This is a genomic window from Flavobacterium sp. GNP010 (assembly GCF_056428945.1).
Window position 1 is genome coordinate 12,768 of record NZ_JBWJVK010000031.1, and the last position, 18,801, is coordinate 31,568.

At 36.3% G+C, this 18,801-nt stretch carries 12 protein-coding genes and 1 pseudogene; 3 read left to right on the top strand and 10 right to left on the bottom strand.

Features of this window, described 5'->3' with window-relative positions; genetic code table 11:
• Positions 1-9 precede the first annotated feature (9 nt).
• Positions 10-385, top strand: a pseudogene (locus tag AC061C_RS12540) (hypothetical protein); the annotation flags it as partial.
• A 227-nt stretch (positions 386-612) separates the two neighbouring features.
• Here AC061C_RS12540 and AC061C_RS12545 read toward each other — a convergent pair.
• The 5 genes from AC061C_RS12545 to hflX all read right to left on the bottom strand — a co-directional run bounded on the left by AC061C_RS12545 (position 613) and on the right by hflX (position 6,780).
• The gene (locus tag AC061C_RS12545) at positions 613-1,524 is read right to left on the bottom strand and encodes a hypothetical protein (RefSeq protein ID WP_478291447.1); all 912 of its coding nucleotides are present in this window, start codon (positions 1,522-1,524) and stop codon (positions 613-615) included.
• Positions 1,525-1,614: 90 nt separating this feature from the next.
• A complete protein-coding gene (locus AC061C_RS12550) occupies positions 1,615-2,154 on the bottom strand; it encodes a helix-turn-helix domain-containing protein (RefSeq protein ID WP_478291448.1) in 540 nt (179 codons plus the stop codon).
• A gap of 175 nt (positions 2,155-2,329) precedes the next feature.
• Positions 2,330-2,932, bottom strand: coding sequence for a hypothetical protein (locus AC061C_RS12555; RefSeq protein ID WP_478291449.1), 603 nt, complete (start codon positions 2,930-2,932; stop codon positions 2,330-2,332).
• Between the two features lie 79 nt (positions 2,933-3,011).
• Positions 3,012-4,577, bottom strand: coding sequence for an IS1182 family transposase (locus tag AC061C_RS12560; RefSeq protein ID WP_478291450.1), 1,566 nt, complete (start codon positions 4,575-4,577; stop codon positions 3,012-3,014).
• Positions 4,578-5,529: 952 nt separating this feature from the next.
• Entirely contained in the window at positions 5,530-6,780 is a 1,251-nt protein-coding gene (gene hflX / locus AC061C_RS12565; RefSeq protein WP_417975980.1) for a GTPase HflX, read from the bottom strand.
• A 241-nt stretch (positions 6,781-7,021) separates the two neighbouring features.
• On the opposite strand from hflX, the gene susR reads away from it, so the two are divergent.
• The gene (gene susR / locus AC061C_RS12570; RefSeq protein WP_478291451.1) at positions 7,022-8,668 is read left to right on the top strand and encodes a SusR family glycan utilization regulator; all 1,647 of its coding nucleotides are present in this window, start codon (positions 7,022-7,024) and stop codon (positions 8,666-8,668) included.
• Positions 8,669-8,985: 317 nt separating this feature from the next.
• Positions 8,986-11,103: a glycoside hydrolase family 97 protein gene (locus tag AC061C_RS12575; protein WP_478291452.1), complete on the top strand. Its 2,118-nt coding sequence runs from the start codon at positions 8,986-8,988 to the stop codon at positions 11,101-11,103.
• 66 nt (positions 11,104-11,169) lie between these two features.
• On the opposite strand, the gene AC061C_RS12580 is transcribed toward AC061C_RS12575, so the two are convergent.
• From AC061C_RS12580 to AC061C_RS12600, 5 genes are all read right to left on the bottom strand, one after another.
• Entirely contained in the window at positions 11,170-12,036 is an 867-nt protein-coding gene (locus AC061C_RS12580; RefSeq protein WP_478291453.1) for a hypothetical protein, read from the bottom strand.
• A gap of 192 nt (positions 12,037-12,228) precedes the next feature.
• Positions 12,229-12,678 carry an FKBP-type peptidyl-prolyl cis-trans isomerase gene (locus AC061C_RS12585; protein WP_478291454.1) on the bottom strand — a complete coding sequence of 150 codons (450 nt, stop codon included), beginning with the start codon at positions 12,676-12,678 and terminating at the stop codon, positions 12,229-12,231.
• A 58-nt stretch (positions 12,679-12,736) separates the two neighbouring features.
• On the bottom strand, positions 12,737-14,092 hold the full coding sequence (locus tag AC061C_RS12590; protein ID WP_478291455.1) for a DUF5689 domain-containing protein: 1,356 nt from the start codon (positions 14,090-14,092) through the stop codon (positions 12,737-12,739).
• 11 nt (positions 14,093-14,103) lie between these two features.
• Entirely contained in the window at positions 14,104-16,941 is a 2,838-nt protein-coding gene (locus AC061C_RS12595; protein ID WP_478291456.1) for a carboxypeptidase-like regulatory domain-containing protein, read from the bottom strand.
• A 584-nt stretch (positions 16,942-17,525) separates the two neighbouring features.
• Positions 17,526-18,566 carry a Gfo/Idh/MocA family oxidoreductase gene (locus tag AC061C_RS12600; protein ID WP_478291457.1) on the bottom strand — a complete coding sequence of 347 codons (1,041 nt, stop codon included), beginning with the start codon at positions 18,564-18,566 and terminating at the stop codon, positions 17,526-17,528.
• Positions 18,567-18,801: the final 235 nt, after the last annotated feature.

Genomic DNA, 18,801 nt, shown 5'->3' on the forward strand with positions numbered 1-18,801 from the left:
TAAAAATAAATGACATTGACGCATCAGGAATTCATCAGGCGTTTTGCGCTGTATATTTTGGGTCAAGAATTTTACTTCGTCAGTTTGCCCATTGGGCTCGTGTGTAAAAATCCTTCAATATGGTTTTTTGAGCAGCATTACGTAAAATCGAGATGGGCTATGGAAACCAGAAAACCTCAAGCTTTTGCAGGAGAAACTCAAGGTAAAAGTGTGTGAAAAAGTAGAGAAGAAGACCTTTCTACCTAAATATCCGTGTTATATCCTCCGCGGCGGACAGGAGGGTAATTTACATCGAATAACGGTTATTGACCGGCGTGGTCTACCTCCCGAAGCCTCGGGATGGTATTTTGGCGGTAGCCAAAGTATAACCTACTGTGAAATTTAACTTTATTGGTAAAGTCACCTGTGCCTAATCCCGAAACTTCGGGAAAGGAAAACACTAGAAAACTATTTTTAAAATTTCTTTAAAAAAAAGAGTGTGACATACCTCTTGAAATTTTCTCTCTAAACTTCACGATAACTCCATAGTTCCAACCGGTGAACGGTTCAGTTCAGCATGAGTTTTATTTTTCGTGCTGCGCACGCGACGAAGCCTAGATTTGGTAGAAGGTTTTATTGAATTCCCATTTTACCTTGTGTGCAATCAAAGTACAGACTGTTTTTTAAAAATATTTTGTTTCCTAACATTCCTGTCATTCCAGAAAATTTCATCATTGCATATTGTGCTTGCGAATATCCTTCGACATAGGTAACATTTTTTAAGGGAATTACTGTGGAACTGAATTTTATAGTTTGTTTACAATTTGCAGTGTAAGTAGTTAAGACCCTTTCCCAGGATTGCGACTTTTCAATTGTCGTTTTACCATTTACTAATTTCAAATCTTGCCAAACTTCTTTATTGGTTAATAGTTCAAAAGCGCTTGTGCCAGAGTCCAATAGAAAATTTTCCTGCTGGTCTTTTAAAATGCCACTAACTATAATTTTTCTTTTTTTGAATTCAAAATCGATCAAATTGTCTTGAAATTCAGCTGGCGCTTTCGAAAGGTTTAATGAAATAAAACTTTCTTTGAAATTAATAAGTGTTTTTCTGTTTTCTAACACATCTGCGCCGATGGTTCCAACTATTTTAATCGAATCATTTGTTACGTCATTTCCCATTTCAAAAATTTTGAAATGATCCGAAGCTATTTTTGTATTTCCAATTGTAAAAACAGTTTTTGCAACATTCGTATTTGTTGCAATAGAGGAAATATTCTTGATTGCTTTAGAATAAAAAACGGTGTAAGGAGAACCAGTGTCGAACTGCATATAGTATGTTATGTCATTACCCTCAAAATGTATCGGAAGCAACACTACATTTTTTTCGCTCCCATACCACTTCAATGGAACAACACCGTTTTCGTTTTCGATGGTTAAATAATTTTCTTCTGGCGTAAATTTTTGATCAAAATAAATGTAACCACCTATTGAAGACAAAACAAATAGTACTAAAAAAGCCAACACAATTTTCTTTGCAATTTTCATAAGTTTATTTTTTTTGACAAATGTCTACTTATGAAACCGATTTCCTGTCGAAAACAATATGACAATTATACGTCAATCCACTGACGGCTATTATAAAAAATTGATTTTTAGTTTTTTAGGTAAATCTTGCTTTTGGTTTAAACTTACGCCGTTTGCAATTACGAGTGCTAATTGAAGGCCAATAGTTACCAATAATGGGAGTAAAAAAATTGGAAAGCTAAGACTTAACCCTTTTTGTATAAACGGACTTGCTATTAAAGCTACACTTAAAGCTACCGCCAGTAGTATTTGAACACTCACAATACTCTTTCCTAATTCTTTATTTATACTGTCCTTTGTTTTGAAAGTCAAAAATAAAGGCACTAAAACTCCACCATATGGAATTAGAATCCCACACAAACTGCTAAAATTAATCAGTTTTGCTCTATCAACATTGGTGCTATCTTCGGTCGGTTGTAGTTTATCTGGGGCAATTTCAAATACATTGGCAAGGGCTTGCAGCGTAAAACCTTTTGGTATATTTCCAGCTTCAATACGTTGAATAGTTCTTAACGACAGACCGGTTTGTTCTGCAAGTTCACTTTGTGTTAAATTGTTTTGTTCTCGTAATTGTTGAATTTTAGATTTCACTAAATTTTATTTGGGGTTTCTGTTAAACTTTTTGCTAACGTTCCCTCTACTACAACGGGTTTGGGACTAAATTAAGTCCTATTTTCGGATTTGCCAAATCATCCCAAATACAAAACCATTTTTCCATTAAGCCAAATGCCCAAATCCATTGTAGTGGCTGTTATGAGCTGGCTTTTTAGTTCAGTTCGTTCAATGTTACTTTTAGCCTGTGCCCAATTGTGTCGTTCTTACTTCTGTAACTTAACAATTCAAAGTGTTTATTATCACTATAAAATTTCAAAGGTTTTATAACAGCATATTTGTAAAATTCTTTTTCTCCTCTTCCAAGTTCAACGTTTTCAAAATAGATTGTATCGTTTCTGAACTTATAATTACCAATAATTTCTGTCATACCAAAGCAAACGCCTTTTGCTGTAAATTCATTATTCTCTTTAAGTTTCAAAGTCATCATGCAACCTGCGACGCCTTCTCTTTCTGCAATTAAGACATTTTTACCTTCAAATTCTTCAAAGTTTATAAATCCAAATGGTTTAAGAAAGGTCAAAGCCAAAACTGCTACAAGCAAACCAATTGTTAGTATTCTTTTCTTGTCCGTAAAATTGTCTTTAACAGCAAAGTAAAGTTCCCTAATTAAGCCAATACCAAGTCCAACATAAACAATGAATAAGATAAAGAAAGCTGGGAATGTTAAAAAGTCAAGTATCCCTTTCCAATAGTATGATGTGTTTATTAGAATTAAGAAAATGATTATTGTTATTATTAGCCTTTTATTTTTCAAATTTTCCGTTGTTTATTTTCTACTTAAGCTAGCTCATAACGTCAGTTCGTCTAAAAACCTTCAAACAAACTTTATTTTGTTACTCATGGAGTAAATATATGTTATTTAAACTACATTTAAACTTCGTTCTATTAAAACTCGCTTTATGATTATTAAAATAAAACAGTCCGTAAAAAGGGTTAAATATTGCTCTTATAGTGCCAAAATATAACAGCAGTATTCTTAGATACTGTTTGAGTAGGTTGTGATCAATCAGGTTGAAGATTCGGCGCAGGTTGTAGGCGGTAAAAATCAATCTAACATCCGCTGCGGCGCGTTTTATGGTTTTCTTGGTCATAATATAATAAAAGTCCCATTGCCTTTTGATAACGCCATATGGATGCTCTACAATGGCTTGGCGTCTGCGGTAGATTTCATAATTATTTTGGATTCTTTCTTTATTTTGATAAATCAAATCGGCGTATTGGGAGCGTTCAATGAGTCTGCCTTTGGCATTTTTAGTGCATTTTTTAAAGAGTTTACAACTCAAACACGCACTAGTTTTATAATGCTTCATCTGACTTATTGACTTACCGTTTTTTTTGGCGTACCAATTCCCATTGGTCGTAAGGGTTTCATTAGCAGGACACGTATAAGTATCTGTTTCTTTATTGTATCTAAAATGTTCTACATCAAAAGCCAAATCAGGCGCGTGTGCAGAAACGCCAGGAATGGCCACCAACACATCAATTCTAAGACTATTAGCGCAATCAAATTCGCTCCCAATGTGATAGCCTTTGTCATAAATGGCGGTAAAATTATTGTGGCTTAAAATAGTTTTGGCTCGGCGTAACATGCCGCCCATAGCTTTAGAATCGTTTTCATTGGTCACCTTAAAATCTATGGGAATGTTGTGCAGTGCATCTACGGTAGTTTGTACTGTGTAGGCCACTTCCGAGATGTTGTTTCGAGTCATTATTTGACGGCTATCTGGATCCGATGTCGAGATTTGAGTAACGCCAGTAGTATCAATTGTATTTTGATACCCAATGTATTTTTGTTTTTGTATACTGTGTTTTTTTATCTTCTTTGCAATACTTTGTTTTTCGTGAACATCGCCGTCTTCTTTGGCTAAAGTTGCGTTATATTCATCGAGTCTAGCATCAATGTAAGCAATGTGACGCTCTATTTTGTTTGGATTAAAATTGTTTTTCTTGGAGTTTTGGGCTCTAAGTTTGGTGCTGTCACCAGCGACCAAAGCACCACCAATGAGTTCAAAGTGCGTGGCTAGTTTTACAGTGGCCCGAAAAATACGAGCAATGGCTTTAGAATTGTCTTTTCGGAAATTAGCAATGGTGTTGTGGTCTGGAACCAAACCTTTCAAAAGCCACATAAGTTCAATGTTGCGATTGCATTCTTTCTCCAAAGTTCTGGAGGAACGCATGCGATTGAGATAACCGTAAATAAAGAGTTTGAGCAAATCCGAAGGATGATAAGCGGGTCTTCCGTTCTCGACAAAATCGAAAATGAATCCAAAATCAGCGAGTTTAAGACTGTCTACAAAAAGGTCAATAAGTCTGATTTCGTTGTCTTGCGCAATGGCATCATCAATCGATGAGGCAAAAAGCGGGAGTTGGTTTCTGTTAGTTCCGTTGATGAATTTCATTCTTAAATATACATAAAACCAACGAGTTATGCAAATTATTTGAACGGTTTTTTGTACAAATTATCTAACAGGGGAAAAGGAGGTTATTAGACAGTTTGACGTCCCGCTGCTTTGAAATGGCTGGAGTTTCGTAACCGCACAATTTTCGGCTTAACGAAAACTTGATGCGAAACGATAATTCCACTAAATTCCAGCTTGCTGAAAATTGCTGTTATAAGCTGGCTTTTTATTCCATTTGGAGGTTATATTTTTACTTCCATTTATTCTGTTTTGGACCCTTTCTGTTGCACATTTACCGAAACTTCGTTTTGTTGAGAAATTGATTTGTACGATTCGGGCATCGCTTTGTTTGGTCGTGTTAATGCTTATTCGGTTTTTGTCAATTTTTTTCAGATTGCGCCAAAGAATTTTTGGCTAACACCAACTTCTTGGCGGATTCGGACATTCTCTATTCGGTTGTTTTGGACTTATTATCCAAATGTCGCATAGCTTTCTTATACAACTTGACAACAAAATATACTGCCACAATTAACAATACAAAAATGAATGTCTGCCATAAAAACAAACTAATACTAAAATCATTAATCATTTTTTCCATTACCTACTTTTTTCTGTTTAATTTCTGAATAGCTTGCTTGTAACTTTTATATACGGCTGACAAAATCAGACCTATCACCACAAAATTGGGATACTTTGTCTAGCAAGTGTCAGTTTTATTTGTCTCAAATATATTAATTTTTTCTTACAAATAGTCTATAAACTCATACTAGCCAATACACCACCAAGCCCCGCATGAAGGATGGCAGTGGAAATCCTTTTTTGTAGCGAAGCGAAATAAAAGATTAAACGAACAGCCTGACGCAGCTGTAACACAGAGGAAGCTGGGACATGCCCAAAAAAAATCCCTCTTGAAATGTCAAAAGGGATGCTATATTTTATGGGTAAAAGAACATTATTCGTTTTCTTCTTCGTCTTTTTCTTCTTTCTCTACCGCGTCTTTGTAATCCGGATACAAGAATTTGTTGTAGGGGAAACGGGTGATGTGAATTTGCCTCACGGCTTCGTACACGCGTTCTCGAAACTCTTCGAAATTTTCTTTGTGCGTAGCCGAAATAAACAATGCATTTTCTTCGCCCACTCGGCTCATCCAAGTCGCTTTCCACTCTTCTAGCGTGTAATGTCTTGGCGTTTTTTCGGTCATTAAATCGTCTTCATCAATCGTCAAATGCTGGTAGGCATCGATTTTATTAAACACCATGATTACCGGTTTGTCATTGGCCTTGATGTCTAATAAAGTTTGGTTTACCGAGGCGATATGATCTTCAAATTCTGGGTGCGAAATATCTACCACGTGCAAAAGCAAATCGGCTTCGCGAACCTCATCGAGTGTACTTTTGAATGAATCGACTAGTTGCGTTGGCAGTTTCCTGATAAATCCTACGGTATCCGAAAGCAAGAAGGGCAAGTTTTTGATGACTACTTTTCGAACCGTAGTGTCTAGCGTTGCAAAAAGTTTGTTTTCGACAAAAACATCACTTTTACCCACAGCATTCATCAATGTCGATTTCCCCACATTAGTATATCCTACCAGAGCCACACGAACCATTGCGCCACGATTGCCGCGCTGCGTTCCCATTTGTTTGTCGATTGCTTTGATTTTATCTTTCAATAAAGCGATTCGGTCTCGAACTATACGTCGGTCTGTTTCGATCTCGGTTTCCCCTGGTCCGCGCATACCGATTCCTCCTTTTTGGCGTTCTAAGTGCGTCCACAATCCGGACAATCGAGGCAACATATAAATGCACTGCGCCAGTTCGACCTGTGTTCTCGCATAGGAAGTTTCGGCACGTTGCGCAAAAATATCGAGGATCAAGTGCGTCCTGTCCAGAATTTTACATTCGGTTATGATTTTAGATATATTTTTTTGCTGGGATGGCGACAATTCATCATCAAATACCAAGGTTGATATTTCGTTTTCTTTGACAAAAAGGTGAATCTCTTCAATTTTTCCAGTTCCTACAAAAGTTTTAGGATTAGGTCGTTCCATTTTTTGCGAAAAGCGTTTCACCACTTGGCCTCCTGCGGTAAAGGTCAAAAACTCTAATTCATCAAGATATTCGTTTAGTTTTTGTTCACTTTGATTTTGGGTTACGATACCTACAATAGCTGTTTTTTCGAAATTTAATACTTGTTTTTCTAACATGTCTTTGAATAAGCTACAAATTTAATGATTTGTCAGATACTTATCTAATTGTACGTTTATAAAAAAATAGGAAGCCGTGAATAATGATAGTATTCCGTTCAGACGAAATATTCGACCAAAAAAGCCCCGAAAGAAACTAGCAAATTAAAGATTGTTTTAAAAACTCTTGCAATGGCAACCCATACTTTTAAGGTTCTTCTAGATTTTTAATTATTTTTACACCTACTTAATCCCATTTTGAATGAATCGCTTTTTGATACTACTTATTGCATTCTTGTTTCCTGTTGTTCTTTTTGCACAAAATAATTTTGAGGAATTGTTGGAAGAATTGGATCAATCTGTGGCTAATTATGCTCTTTATTCTCATACAAAAGAGGGCGAAATAAACCAACTCAAAGAACTGCTCTCCTACTCTTCTTCTGCTTCGCAACGCTATGATATTTACGAAAAATTGTATGCCGAGTATAAATCATACCAGTCCGATTCAGCGATGGTTTACGCTCGAAAGAGTTTTCAAATTGCTGAAAAACTTAATGATATTCATAAGATCAATCACTCCCGATTAAATTTGGCTTCCATAATGGGAACATTAGGAATGTACAAGGAAGCAACCGATATTCTTAATCGAATCAACATCGCTACTTCACCAGAATTGATAGGCTATTATTTTACGGTAGAAAGCTACGTTTATGGCTACATGTCTGATTATGCAGCTTCGCCCCAAGAAAAAAAGAAGTATGTTGACCTGACTCAGAAGTACCGAGATTCGTCCTTAAGGTATTACAAACCACAATCAAGTGCGTACATTATGGCAAAGTCCAGTACCCTTCTACAAGCAGGAAAGCACAATGAAACAGTAGCTTTATTACTGAACTATTTCCCAACTATTGCACATAACAGTGAGGACCGAGCAGTTATTGCCTACATGATTTCGCAGGGCTTTCGCCAAAAAAAAGAGGCTGAGCAGGAGAAAAAATGGCTGATTATTTCGGCTATTTCCGATTTACAATTAGCCAAAAAAGAATATATTTCGTTGCGTTCTTTGGCCTTTCTAATGTATGAAAACGGAGATATTGACCGCGCTTACAAATACATAAAACGCTCGCTTGAAGACGCCCTTTTTTGTAATGCGCGCTTACGAACCTACGAAATATCGAAGATGTTGCCCATTATTAACGAGGCGTATCAAAAACAAAATGAAACCAATCGATTTCAGTTGGTTCTGTTTTTAATAAGTGCCAGTATATTATCTGTGTTCTTGTTGGTGGTGCTTTTTTTACTTTTTAAGCAAATGAAAAAAGTATCTAAAGCAAAGCAGGATTTAAGTTTGGCTAACAGCAAACTTTCAGGCTTGAACTCCGAATTAAACACGTTCAATGAAAAGCTGAATGAAACCAATTATACACTAACAGAAGCTAATCTTTTGAAAGAAATATACATTGGTCGCTACATGGATCAATGTTCCGATTACATTGGTAAATTAGACGAATACCGCCGAAAATTGAATGTAATGGCAACAACAGGAAAAATGAATGACCTGATTGCTGCTGTAAAATCAAAACAATTTGTCGAAAATGAACTCGCAGCATTTCTCACAAATTTCGACAAGACGTTCCTGCAACTCTTTCCTACTTTCATACCCGAGTTCAGCGCTTTATTAATTGATGACGAAGCCATACAATTGAAGGAGGGGGAACTACTGAATACGGAACTACGAATTTTTGCACTCATTCGTTTGGGCATAAAAGACAGCGCAAAAATTTCGACTTTTCTTCGGTATTCGGTATCTACAATTTACAATTACCGTTCGCAACTCAAAAATAAAGCTGCGGGTCCAAGAGAAGATTTTGAAGCTTCAGTAATGCGTATTGGAACCCATTTGAAATAGAAAAAATCTGTTTTACAACGAGGTCTTGGCGGTTAAAACACCTTATAACGCCTCTTTTTTATTATTTATCTACCACTTTTTTTGCTCGATGAATATACACAATATGTTATTATTCAATATATTGCATATTCTAAATCGAAAAAAAAATCTACTTTTTTAAAATGATAAAAATAGGCAACGTATAAAGCGTTTACTTTTACCTTATCGAAATCTGGAATACTTTTGAGTTTTTCAATAAATCGATTTCGTAAAAAACATTTTTATTACAATACGATTAAACCACTATTAGACTAATTATTAATTTATACCTAAAAAAAATGAAGCAATTTCTTTTCGCTGCGCTCCTGTGGCTTACGATTTTCAACGCCACCAACGCTCAACGGTTACAATCACCAAACGGAAATTTTGTAATGGAATTTGCATTACAAAATGATGGCACGCCCACGTACAGCTTGAATTATAAAAGTAAAGCAGTGGTAAAACCTAGTAGATTAGGTCTAGAGTTGAAAAATGACAAAAAATCACTGCTAAATGATTTTACTGTTTTAGATACAAAAACAACAAGTTTTGATGAAAACTGGACACCTGTTTGGGGAGAAGTAGCTTCGATTCGCAATCATTATAATGAACTTGCAGTGACTTTAAATCAAACAGGGACCGATAGACAACTGGTGCTTCGGTTTCGTTTATTTGACGATGGATTGGGTTTCCGTTATGAGTTTCCTTCGCAAAAAAACCTAGTCTATTTTATCATTAAAGAGGAAAAAACCCAGTTTGCAATGACGGGCGATCACAAAGCATATTGGATTTCGGGAGATTATGACACACAAGAATACGATTATACCACATCTAAATTATCTGAAATTAGAGGTTTGTCTTCTAAAGCTAGAACCGAAAATGCCTCCCAAACTTGGTTTTCAGATACTGGTGTGCAAACTTCTTTGATGATGAAATCGAATGATGGCATCTACATCAACCTACATGAAGCGGCTTTAATCAACTATTCGCTTATGAACTTGGATTTAGATGATAAAAACATGATTTTCGAATCGCATTTAACTCCAGATGCAGTAGGCGATAAAGGCTACATGCAAACGCCTTCTCAATCGCCATGGAGAACCATTATTGTGAGTGATGATGCTAGAGAAATTTTAAGTTCTAAAATGACTTTAAACCTCAACGAGCCTTGTAAAATTGAAGATACCTCTTGGATAAAACCCGTAAAATACGTTGGTGTTTGGTGGGAAATGATCACTGGAAAAAGCTCCTGGTCTTATACCAACGATTTTCCAGCAGTACAACTTGGAATTACTGATTATTCTAAAGCGAAACCAAACGGCACACATGCTGCCAATACCGCTCACGTAAAAGAATATATCGATTTTGCAGCACAACATGGCTTTGACGGTGTACTAGTAGAAGGCTGGAATCAAGGTTGGGAAGATTGGTTTGGTCATGCCAAAGACTATGTTTTTGATTTTGTGACGCCTTATCCTGATTTTGATGTGAAAGGAATTCATGACTATGCTAAATCTAAAGGTGTAAAAATGATCATGCACCATGAAACTTCTGGTTCTACTAGAAACTACGAACGTCACTTAGACAAAGCATTTCAATTCATGAACGACAATGGTTATGAAGCGGTAAAAAGTGGTTACGTTGGACCCATTTTACCTATTGGCGAACACCATTACAGCCAATCGATCATCAATCATTACCAATATGTTGTCGAAAAAGCAGCCGATTATAAAATTATGATCAACGCTCACGAAGCCGTTCGTCCTACTGGGATTTGTAGAACGTACCCAAACATGATCGGGAACGAAGCGGCAAGAGGAACTGAATTTCAGGCTTTTGGTGGTTCAAAACCAAACCACGTTACTCTTTTGCCATTTACAAGATTGATTGGCGGACCTATGGATTACACTCCAGGAATTTTTGAAATGGATATCAAAAAATTCAGTCCTAACAACAACTCTCATGTCAACAGCACCTTGGCAAATCAATTGGCGCTATACGTAACCATGTATTCTCCGTTGCAAATGGCAGCCGATTTAATAGAACATTACAATCAGTTTCCTGATGCTTTTCAATTCATAAAAGACGTAGCTGTAGATTGGTCTGATAGTAAATATCTAGAAGCAGAACCCGGAGATTATATTACGGTTGCCCGAAAAGCAAAAGGAACGAACAACTGGTTCGTAGGTAACGTGAATGGTGAAACGCCACGTAACGCTACCATCTCATTTGATTTCTTAGACAATGGAAAAAAATACATGGCTACGATTTATGCTGATGCAAAAGAAGCGCATTACAAAACCAACCCACAAGCCTACTCAATTCGAAAAATAGCTGTGACTAACAAATCGAAAATTAGTCAACTTTCGGCAGCTGGAGGCGGCTATGCCATCAGTATAGTTGAAATAAAAAAGTAATAAATCAAAAAGGCAGTCTAATCTAGACTGCCTTTTTACAATTATAAAAATAAATTTTGCTATAATTTACTCATACACATAACTGAATTCTGTTTTTACGATTCCGTTTTCTTCAACAAGCGAACAGGAAACAGGATAGTTTGCAGCATTGTACTTGTATTTTCGAGTTTTACCAATAGCGTTTACAGCAGTCGAAGAGAAAACCAGTTCATTATTCACGCCGATTGATCCTAAATCAAATTCTTCTTCATGAAAAGAAACTAAGGGAACAATCACTTTATAATTGGCTCCAAAAATATTTTGTACCATTAATGCGTTGACCGAATTTTTGTCGTCAAACGTATAATTCTTCATGGATTTGTCTCCAATAAGTCCTTTATGGCGGACAATATTTTCTTTGAAATACACGTACTCTATTTTATTCACAATCTGCTGGTTCCGATCTCGGGTCAAACGTCTGTTGATCAATCCATTTTCAATCACATATTCAATATCTTCCATTTGAGATTGCGGGCTGTTGCTTTTTTTGGTAATCACTTTTACTCGAGGTCCTTCATACGTAATCGTGACCGTTTTTGTCACTTGCTCCCCATTCTCCTCGTATTGCTTGATCAACTTGGTCAATTGCTCGTCTTTATTGTACCCATAATTGATCACTTCTTTCCAGTTGCTGCCAACTCTTTCTTTGACGGTCATGTCTAAAAGTTCTTTGGTATTGTAAAAAAAACTCTGAATAACATCTGAGGTTTTAATGGATTGTAGTTTTCCGTCCTTAAAGAAGATGGTTTTGTTAACAATTTCTCCGCTTTTGAGATTGCGAAAATTAGTTTTTACAATATTAATTTGCTTGAGCTTAACGATGTTTTCTGAAGCTTGGCTCTGCATTAAACAAGGACAAGCTAACATAAATAAAATAATAAGGTAGGTTTTCATTTGGGTTTGGTATGAATTTGGGATTGGCAAAGTACGAAACTAAATTTTTAATTCAAATTATACGCTGTAACTTTCGAACGATGCCTTACTGCAGCAAAATAGGCTACTAAAAAAAGCAGGAGTTGTCTTTACGATTGACAACTCCTGCTTTACATATTTTCGTTTAGACTTAGTAGTGCCTTTAGAATGAAGTTAATTTACTTTGATCAATTTTACTTCAAAAATAAGTACAGAACCACCAGGAATACCACTGTAATCACTATTGCCATAACCCAAATGAGCAGGAATTAAAAGAATACCGCTTCCGCCTTCTTTAAAATAAGGAATTCCTTCGGTCCAACCGCGGATCACTTGCTGCAAACCAAATGAAATTCCGTCGGCATTGCTTTGATCAAAAACGCTTCCGTTAGTGAAATATCCTTTGTACGCTACAGTTACATTTGAAGTTGCGGTAGGTTGTTTTCCCGTACCTGCTTCATTGATAACATAGTACAAACCCGAATCACTACGTTGAGCATTCAATTTATTTTTGGCTACATAAGCAGCAATTTCTTCTTCATTTTGGGCAACATAATCTGCTTCTTTCTCTTTTGAACAAGAGATAAAAAAAGTAAAAACAATGGAAAGTAAGGCGTATTTCATGATTTCAATTTTAAAATAATGACAAATATAGTGATTTCGATTATTGCCATAATAAAAATTATTTGACTCCAAAAACTTGCACATCATCCACTAGAAATGATCCATCAAGAGCTAGGTTTCGACCTGAACCAACATATTTAAAAGCAACGTTAATTTTTCCAGTATAGGCTGATAAATCAACCGTTCCGCTGCCTACAAACTGATACCAAGGTGTCCCTTGATTGGGTAATTTCACATCCAACCGCGTCCAAGTTGCCCCAGTAACGTTGACACCATCAAAATTGGTAGAAACATAAACCTCGAGGGCATTCAATGGCGAATCGACATCTAAATGATGCTGCGCCGTTCTAAAAGTCAACATTTCCTTGGTGTGTACATCCATATCAATTTTTGGAGAAATCAACCAAGCCGCATTAGAAAGTACTCGGGTTCCCGAAAAATAAAATTCAGCATATCCGTTCCCCGCCGAAAATCCGCCACGCCATGCAATAGAACCGTTTTGAATGATATTTGCCCAACCAGGCAAACTTACATTCGATCGGTCTACAACAGTTTTAAAATCTTGGGAGAAAAAAGGAACAGCTCTTTCTCCAGTAAGCATCACATCTTTTTCTGAACGTGGTAAGAGTTGGTAATCCGTTCCAAATTTGGTTAAAATACCCCGTACTTTTCCGCTACCCTTAGGAACAATCTTTGTGGCAAAATCTGCAAAACTACTGGTTCTCAAGTAGACTTGATTTCCTGACTTATCTACTAAATTCCAGTTTGTAGCACCGCCTACATTATTGGCTTCCTCAAAATAATGGCGCCCTATTGCTTCTTCTACAAACTGCACCTCTGATAATTCTACTAAGGTATTTAAATTCGAATCATTCAATAATTCTGATAGCTTCAAAGACCGAACCAACTCTTCTTCTTTTACAAGGGTACACGAGGCGTTCAATATTTTTTTGTAATCGTTTTGCGAGAGTCGACCCACCGCGCCTTGATTTCCTGCGGTTACAAATAAACCGCCAATACGCATACCCCCAAAATAAAGATCTGTATACAAATCTTTCAATTTGACATAGACTTTATTGCCCACTCTAAATTCGACGTAAAGATTGCTAGCATCTACGGGAACACTAAATCCGGTTGCAGGTGTTGTGGCTGTCGCCAAAGTTTGAAAGGAGATCGATTTGAAAAAATTTCCGGCTTCATCGCTAGAAACAACATAGGCCTCAATCACATCATCATACTTATATTGTGATACAAGTGCATTTGTAACCGCATACACATCGCTAACCTTTTTATTTGGTGTCAAATCCGGTTGCGTACAAATGAGTTTTGGCGCAGCAACCTCATCCGTCACGCAACTTTCGAAACAAAATATAAGCAACAAAAACAATAAGGCTTTGTGAAAAACTGATTTCATAGATTTTATTTTTAAAGATTGATGTTGAGATTCACGAAATACGTTCGGCCATATCCGTAAAAATATTTTGGTCCAAAAGAAGGAGTTCCACTAGAAACGTCTTGGTCAATTTGTCTAAAATTTGCATTTCGCGCTTGTTCGTACCCGCCCGTTTTATAGGTACGGTTTAGCACATTATTGATACTGGCAAATATCCCAACATTCTTTCCGTAGATTTTCCATGATTTTCCACCCACGAGATTGACTAGCGATATTGGATCAAATTTTTCTTGTTTTAGCAGTTCGGCAGCCCGTTCTTCAGTCGCTTCTGGAAAATTGAAACCGTTTGCTGGATTTTTATAGAAAATTTCAGTTCTGGAAATTAGAGCAATATCAAGGTAACTATTGGTAATGTAATTCACATTGGCACTAACCCACCAATACTTGGGGTCGCGGTACTCTAACCCTACTGAATAAGCGCGTTGTGGCATTCCTGCTTGCTTGTAATTTTTGAGTGAAGCTTTACCAAAATCAAAAACCGGATTGGTATTGTTAACTGAAGCCTGAGCATCATTGGTTAACGTCACTTTTGGATTACTGTCGTAGGTATATTCACCAAAAGCTGCCGAAAAAGTAGTTTTAAAAGTTTGACTTAATTGATATTCTAAACTCAATTCTCCTCCGATATTCTTTTTGTTCAATTGTGTCAACGTTTGACTCACAAAAGCATCTGTGCTTAAATAGCCTGCGCCATCATCAAAAATCCCTTCGGCATAAAAAAAAGAAATTTGAGTAGCATTTTTTAGCAATGCATAATAGGCTGTAAGTCGGGCTTTCAGTTTTGGGGATCGAAAAATGTAGCTGGCATCTATACTGTTTAGGCTTTCGCTTTCTAGGTCGTTGACAATAGAATTGTTTAAGCGTGAATTAGTAAAAGTATTCCGAAGGGATGGCGCTTTTGTCAAATGTGCCGCATTGAAAGTCACTAACTGTTTACCCGAAATCTTTAACTGCAATCCGGCTTTGAAGCCAAAGTTTTCAAAGGTTACTTGCTCACTTTTCCCAAAAGAGTTGGTCGGATAAAGTCCGTTTTTGTACAAGCCTTCTCTTTGATACATACTACTAGAGAAATTTTGAGCCAAATAAAAATCTACTTTATTATATGTGAATTTGAACTGCGTAAATGCCTCTAAAGTAGTTGCAAACAAATTATAATTGTATCCATAGGTATCACCAACCACTACTTGCCGATCTGGATTATTCAAATCTGACTGCGATTGATTTCCGCTGTAAAAGGCATCAATATCATCAAAATAAGAACCACCAAGCAAGTCTACAAGCTGTTGAAAATTATGTGATTGTAACTTTTTAAAAGATGCTCCTGCATTGAGAACGATATGCTCCGAGAGTACTGCATTCAAATTGGTTGTCGCAACTGCTGTTTGATCTTCAACCTGATCTTCGTACAACATATACTTACTTCTTGCAGGTTCATAGCCCGTAATTGTTCCATTGCTATCAAAAATTGGATTTTGATTGGCTTGATAAATCGCAGTCCAATCTATTTGTGGATTGGCTAAAAAGGCTTCTTTACTTTTCGCTGCATTTTCAAAATCTGGGGTAAATGCTCCCGAAAATTCTCCATTATCTGGCGCATAAAGTGAGCTGTAAAAACTAGGCATTTTTCGATAATACGTAGGATCTGGACTATTTGCATTTTGATAATCAATATTGCTATTCGCAACTTTACCAAATTGATACATCACGCTTGAATTCAAATTGACATTATCATTGATTTTAAAATAATGATTGAGCATAATCGTAGGTTCTTCAATGGTTTTTACACGGGAATTTCTCTTTTTACCGTCTTGAAAACCCCAATAGCTGTTGTATCTCACGTTAGTCAGTTGCGTTACTTCGGCGGTATTTGGAGAGTTTTTAGCTCTAGAATTGGGGGTATATAGAGCGGTTAGATTTAACGAATGCTGATCGCTTAATCTTTTTTCGACACTTATAAAAAAGGAATTGGCATCATAATTTGTCCCTTCAAAATAGCCTTCTTGTGCCCAGCGTTTTCCTGCTGAAACCACATAAGCTAAGCCACTACTATTTATTCCAGAGGCATGTGTGGCCATAGTACGCCAACTGTAATTGGTATTGGTACCTGAAAATGAAATTCGGGTGCCAGGTCTATAAATAGACGCTCTTGTGTTGATTTCCTGCGTTCCTAAAATACCTCCAAATGTATTATCCGAAGGCGCAGTTCCTAGTGTGAATTCCTGATTGCGCAGCGCATCATTCAATCCGCCCCACTCGCCCCATTGCGGACGCCCATCATAGATTTTGTTCATCACCACTCCATTAATCATCATGGTAGCATGCTCGCTATCTAAACCCCGAACTCTAAAACGAGCCTGTCCCCAATTGAAAGCTGCAGCTTGCAAAAAAGCATCTCGAGAAGATTGCAACAATCCCGAAGTGTTTTCAGAACTGTTATTTTCATCACTAAAATCGCTTTCCATGAGCGTTATAATGCTACTTTGTTGTTCTATAGATTGGTCTTCCTCTAGCGTTATCGTGCCTAAATCCAGCATGTTGCCAGCGGTGATTGCTACGGGATACAAGCCGTCTTTGAATCCTTGGCTGTGTATGAGTATTAAAATATTTCCTGCTGGAACGTTTTCAAAACTAAAAGTACCATCTTCGTTTGTAAGTTGCATCAGTGCCGAATTCTGGACACTAACCACCACAAAACTTAATGGGTTTTGAGTTTTAGAATCGACAACCTTACCAAAAAAACCGGTCTTATTTTGCGCGACAACAGAACCTATTTGAACTAAAAAGAAAAAAACAACCCATAATTTATTCATAGATTCACATTATAATGATACTGGGATTGCTCTAATATTACAAGCAATACCCATTTGATTTTTAGAATTTCTAGCCAGTCATTCAACCGTTTAAATTAATTTAACGGTTGAACAAAAAGCATAGAACTAGTTTTCCCACTTGGGACAACAACTTAAAAATAACTAAATGTGAATTTTGGAAAAGTGGTATAAATCTTAAATACAATCGTGCTGAAAAATGTGGTATTTCTATTTTAGCGTCTAATTATTGTTTTACTAGAAAGAATTATAAGAATAAATGTATTAAAAATAAGTATATAAAATATTTTTCGACTACTTTTTTTCATGTAATCGATTTTATTACAAATTCTTAACCCATAAAGTATCTGAAAAATGCGTGCGATTTCAACAACCACGCTTTTTCCTAAAATTTAAAAGAAGTGATATAAAGTAGAACTACTGAAAGCATAATTTAAAAAAAGCAATGCTAATAAATAGCATCCTTAATATGAGGTATATCGAAACAAAACTATTTTGTAAACCAACTAATCGTCAAATAATTTTACATGAATTCTTATCAACTCCACACAAAATAACAGGAATGTTTAAAGCAAAACTACTTTTTGTTGCGCATTACTTTCTATAGCTGCTTCAATGATTTTCATAACGTGTATACCATCAGTTGCGGTAACTGGCTCTTCAATATCATTTGTAATCGAATTAAAAACACCATCAAAATAATCATAATAATTCCCTTGAAGAGTTGGGATGTGTTTTTTTACAATTTCACCATTTATTTCTGTGTGTAACAGTCCTTGTTTGGTAATGGATTCGGTTCCCCAAGTATCTAAATTTGGTTTTTTTCCCAATTTTAATTCGTCCTCCTGAACATCGCCACGAGCTTTTAAAAACGAACCTTTTTTTCCGTGAATGATATAGGCTGGATTGGCTTCGCGCACAAAAAACCCTGCTTTTATTCGCACTCGAAAACTTGCATAATACAATAGAATATCAATACAATCATCGACTAAAGAATGTGTTCTCGTAATTCGGATATCAGCAAAAACCGATTGTGGTAGCCCAAATAAACACAAAACCTGATCGATTAAATGAGGTCCTAAATCCTTTAGAATTCCGGCACCTGAATTAAGGGTTTCCTTATGTTGCTTTGGACTCAAAAGCGGATTGTAGCGATCAAAATGGAATTCGGCTTCCACAATATCGCCCAAAACCTCCTCTGAAATAATTTTTTGTACGGTTTTAAAATCACTATCCCAACGACGGTTTTGAAAAACAGATAGTTTCACTTTTTTTTCTTTGGCAATAGTTGCCAATTCCTGAGCTTGTTCCACCGTTGTCGTAAATGCTTTTTCTACAACGGCATGTTTTCCAGACAATAAAACTTTTTTAGCGTATTCGTAATGCGTCTCGACGGGTGTATTTACAATGACTAAATCTACTTCATCAGTTAATAATTCATCAATAGAAGCATAGCTTTTCATCTCTGGAAAATCAATTTGGATTAGCTTTTTACTGCGTTCCCACGAACCTAATAGTTCAAAACCTGGATGAAAATTTAAAAAAGGCGTGTGAAACATTTTGCCAGACATCCCGTAAGAGAGTAAGGCAGTTTTTATTTTTTGCATACAAGGCGTTTTATAGTATATTTTATTTTATGAAACATATAAGTCATATAAGTTTTTTTAAAGAAGATGCTTAATACAATCGTAAAGCTAAACCTTAACTTTTCTTAATTCCTTACTAATTTAAAAGCCGAAACAATTATTTTTCTAACATATAAGTCATATAAATTTTTAAAAGAAGATGCTTAATACGACCACAAAGCTAAAGCTTAACTTTTCTTAATTCCTTAATGGTTTA

Coding starts and splice junctions, on each gene's coding strand:
- hflX (WP_417975980.1), bottom strand. CDS start 6,780: ATGTTAGAAAAACAAGTATTAAATTTCGAAAAAACAGCTATTGTAGGT.
- susR (WP_478291451.1), top strand. CDS start 7,022: ATGAATCGCTTTTTGATACTACTTATTGCATTCTTGTTTCCTGTTGTT.
- AC061C_RS12580 (WP_478291453.1), bottom strand. CDS start 12,036: ATGAAAACCTACCTTATTATTTTATTTATGTTAGCTTGTCCTTGTTTA.
- AC061C_RS12560 (WP_478291450.1), bottom strand. CDS start 4,577: ATGAAATTCATCAACGGAACTAACAGAAACCAACTCCCGCTTTTTGCC.
- AC061C_RS12590 (WP_478291455.1), bottom strand. CDS start 14,092: ATGAAATCAGTTTTTCACAAAGCCTTATTGTTTTTGTTGCTTATATTT.
- AC061C_RS12585 (WP_478291454.1), bottom strand. CDS start 12,678: ATGAAATACGCCTTACTTTCCATTGTTTTTACTTTTTTTATCTCTTGT.
- AC061C_RS12545 (WP_478291447.1), bottom strand. CDS start 1,524: ATGAAAATTGCAAAGAAAATTGTGTTGGCTTTTTTAGTACTATTTGTT.
- AC061C_RS12600 (WP_478291457.1), bottom strand. CDS start 18,566: ATGCAAAAAATAAAAACTGCCTTACTCTCTTACGGGATGTCTGGCAAA.
- AC061C_RS12595 (WP_478291456.1), bottom strand. CDS start 16,941: ATGAATAAATTATGGGTTGTTTTTTTCTTTTTAGTTCAAATAGGTTCT.
- AC061C_RS12575 (WP_478291452.1), top strand. CDS start 8,986: ATGAAGCAATTTCTTTTCGCTGCGCTCCTGTGGCTTACGATTTTCAAC.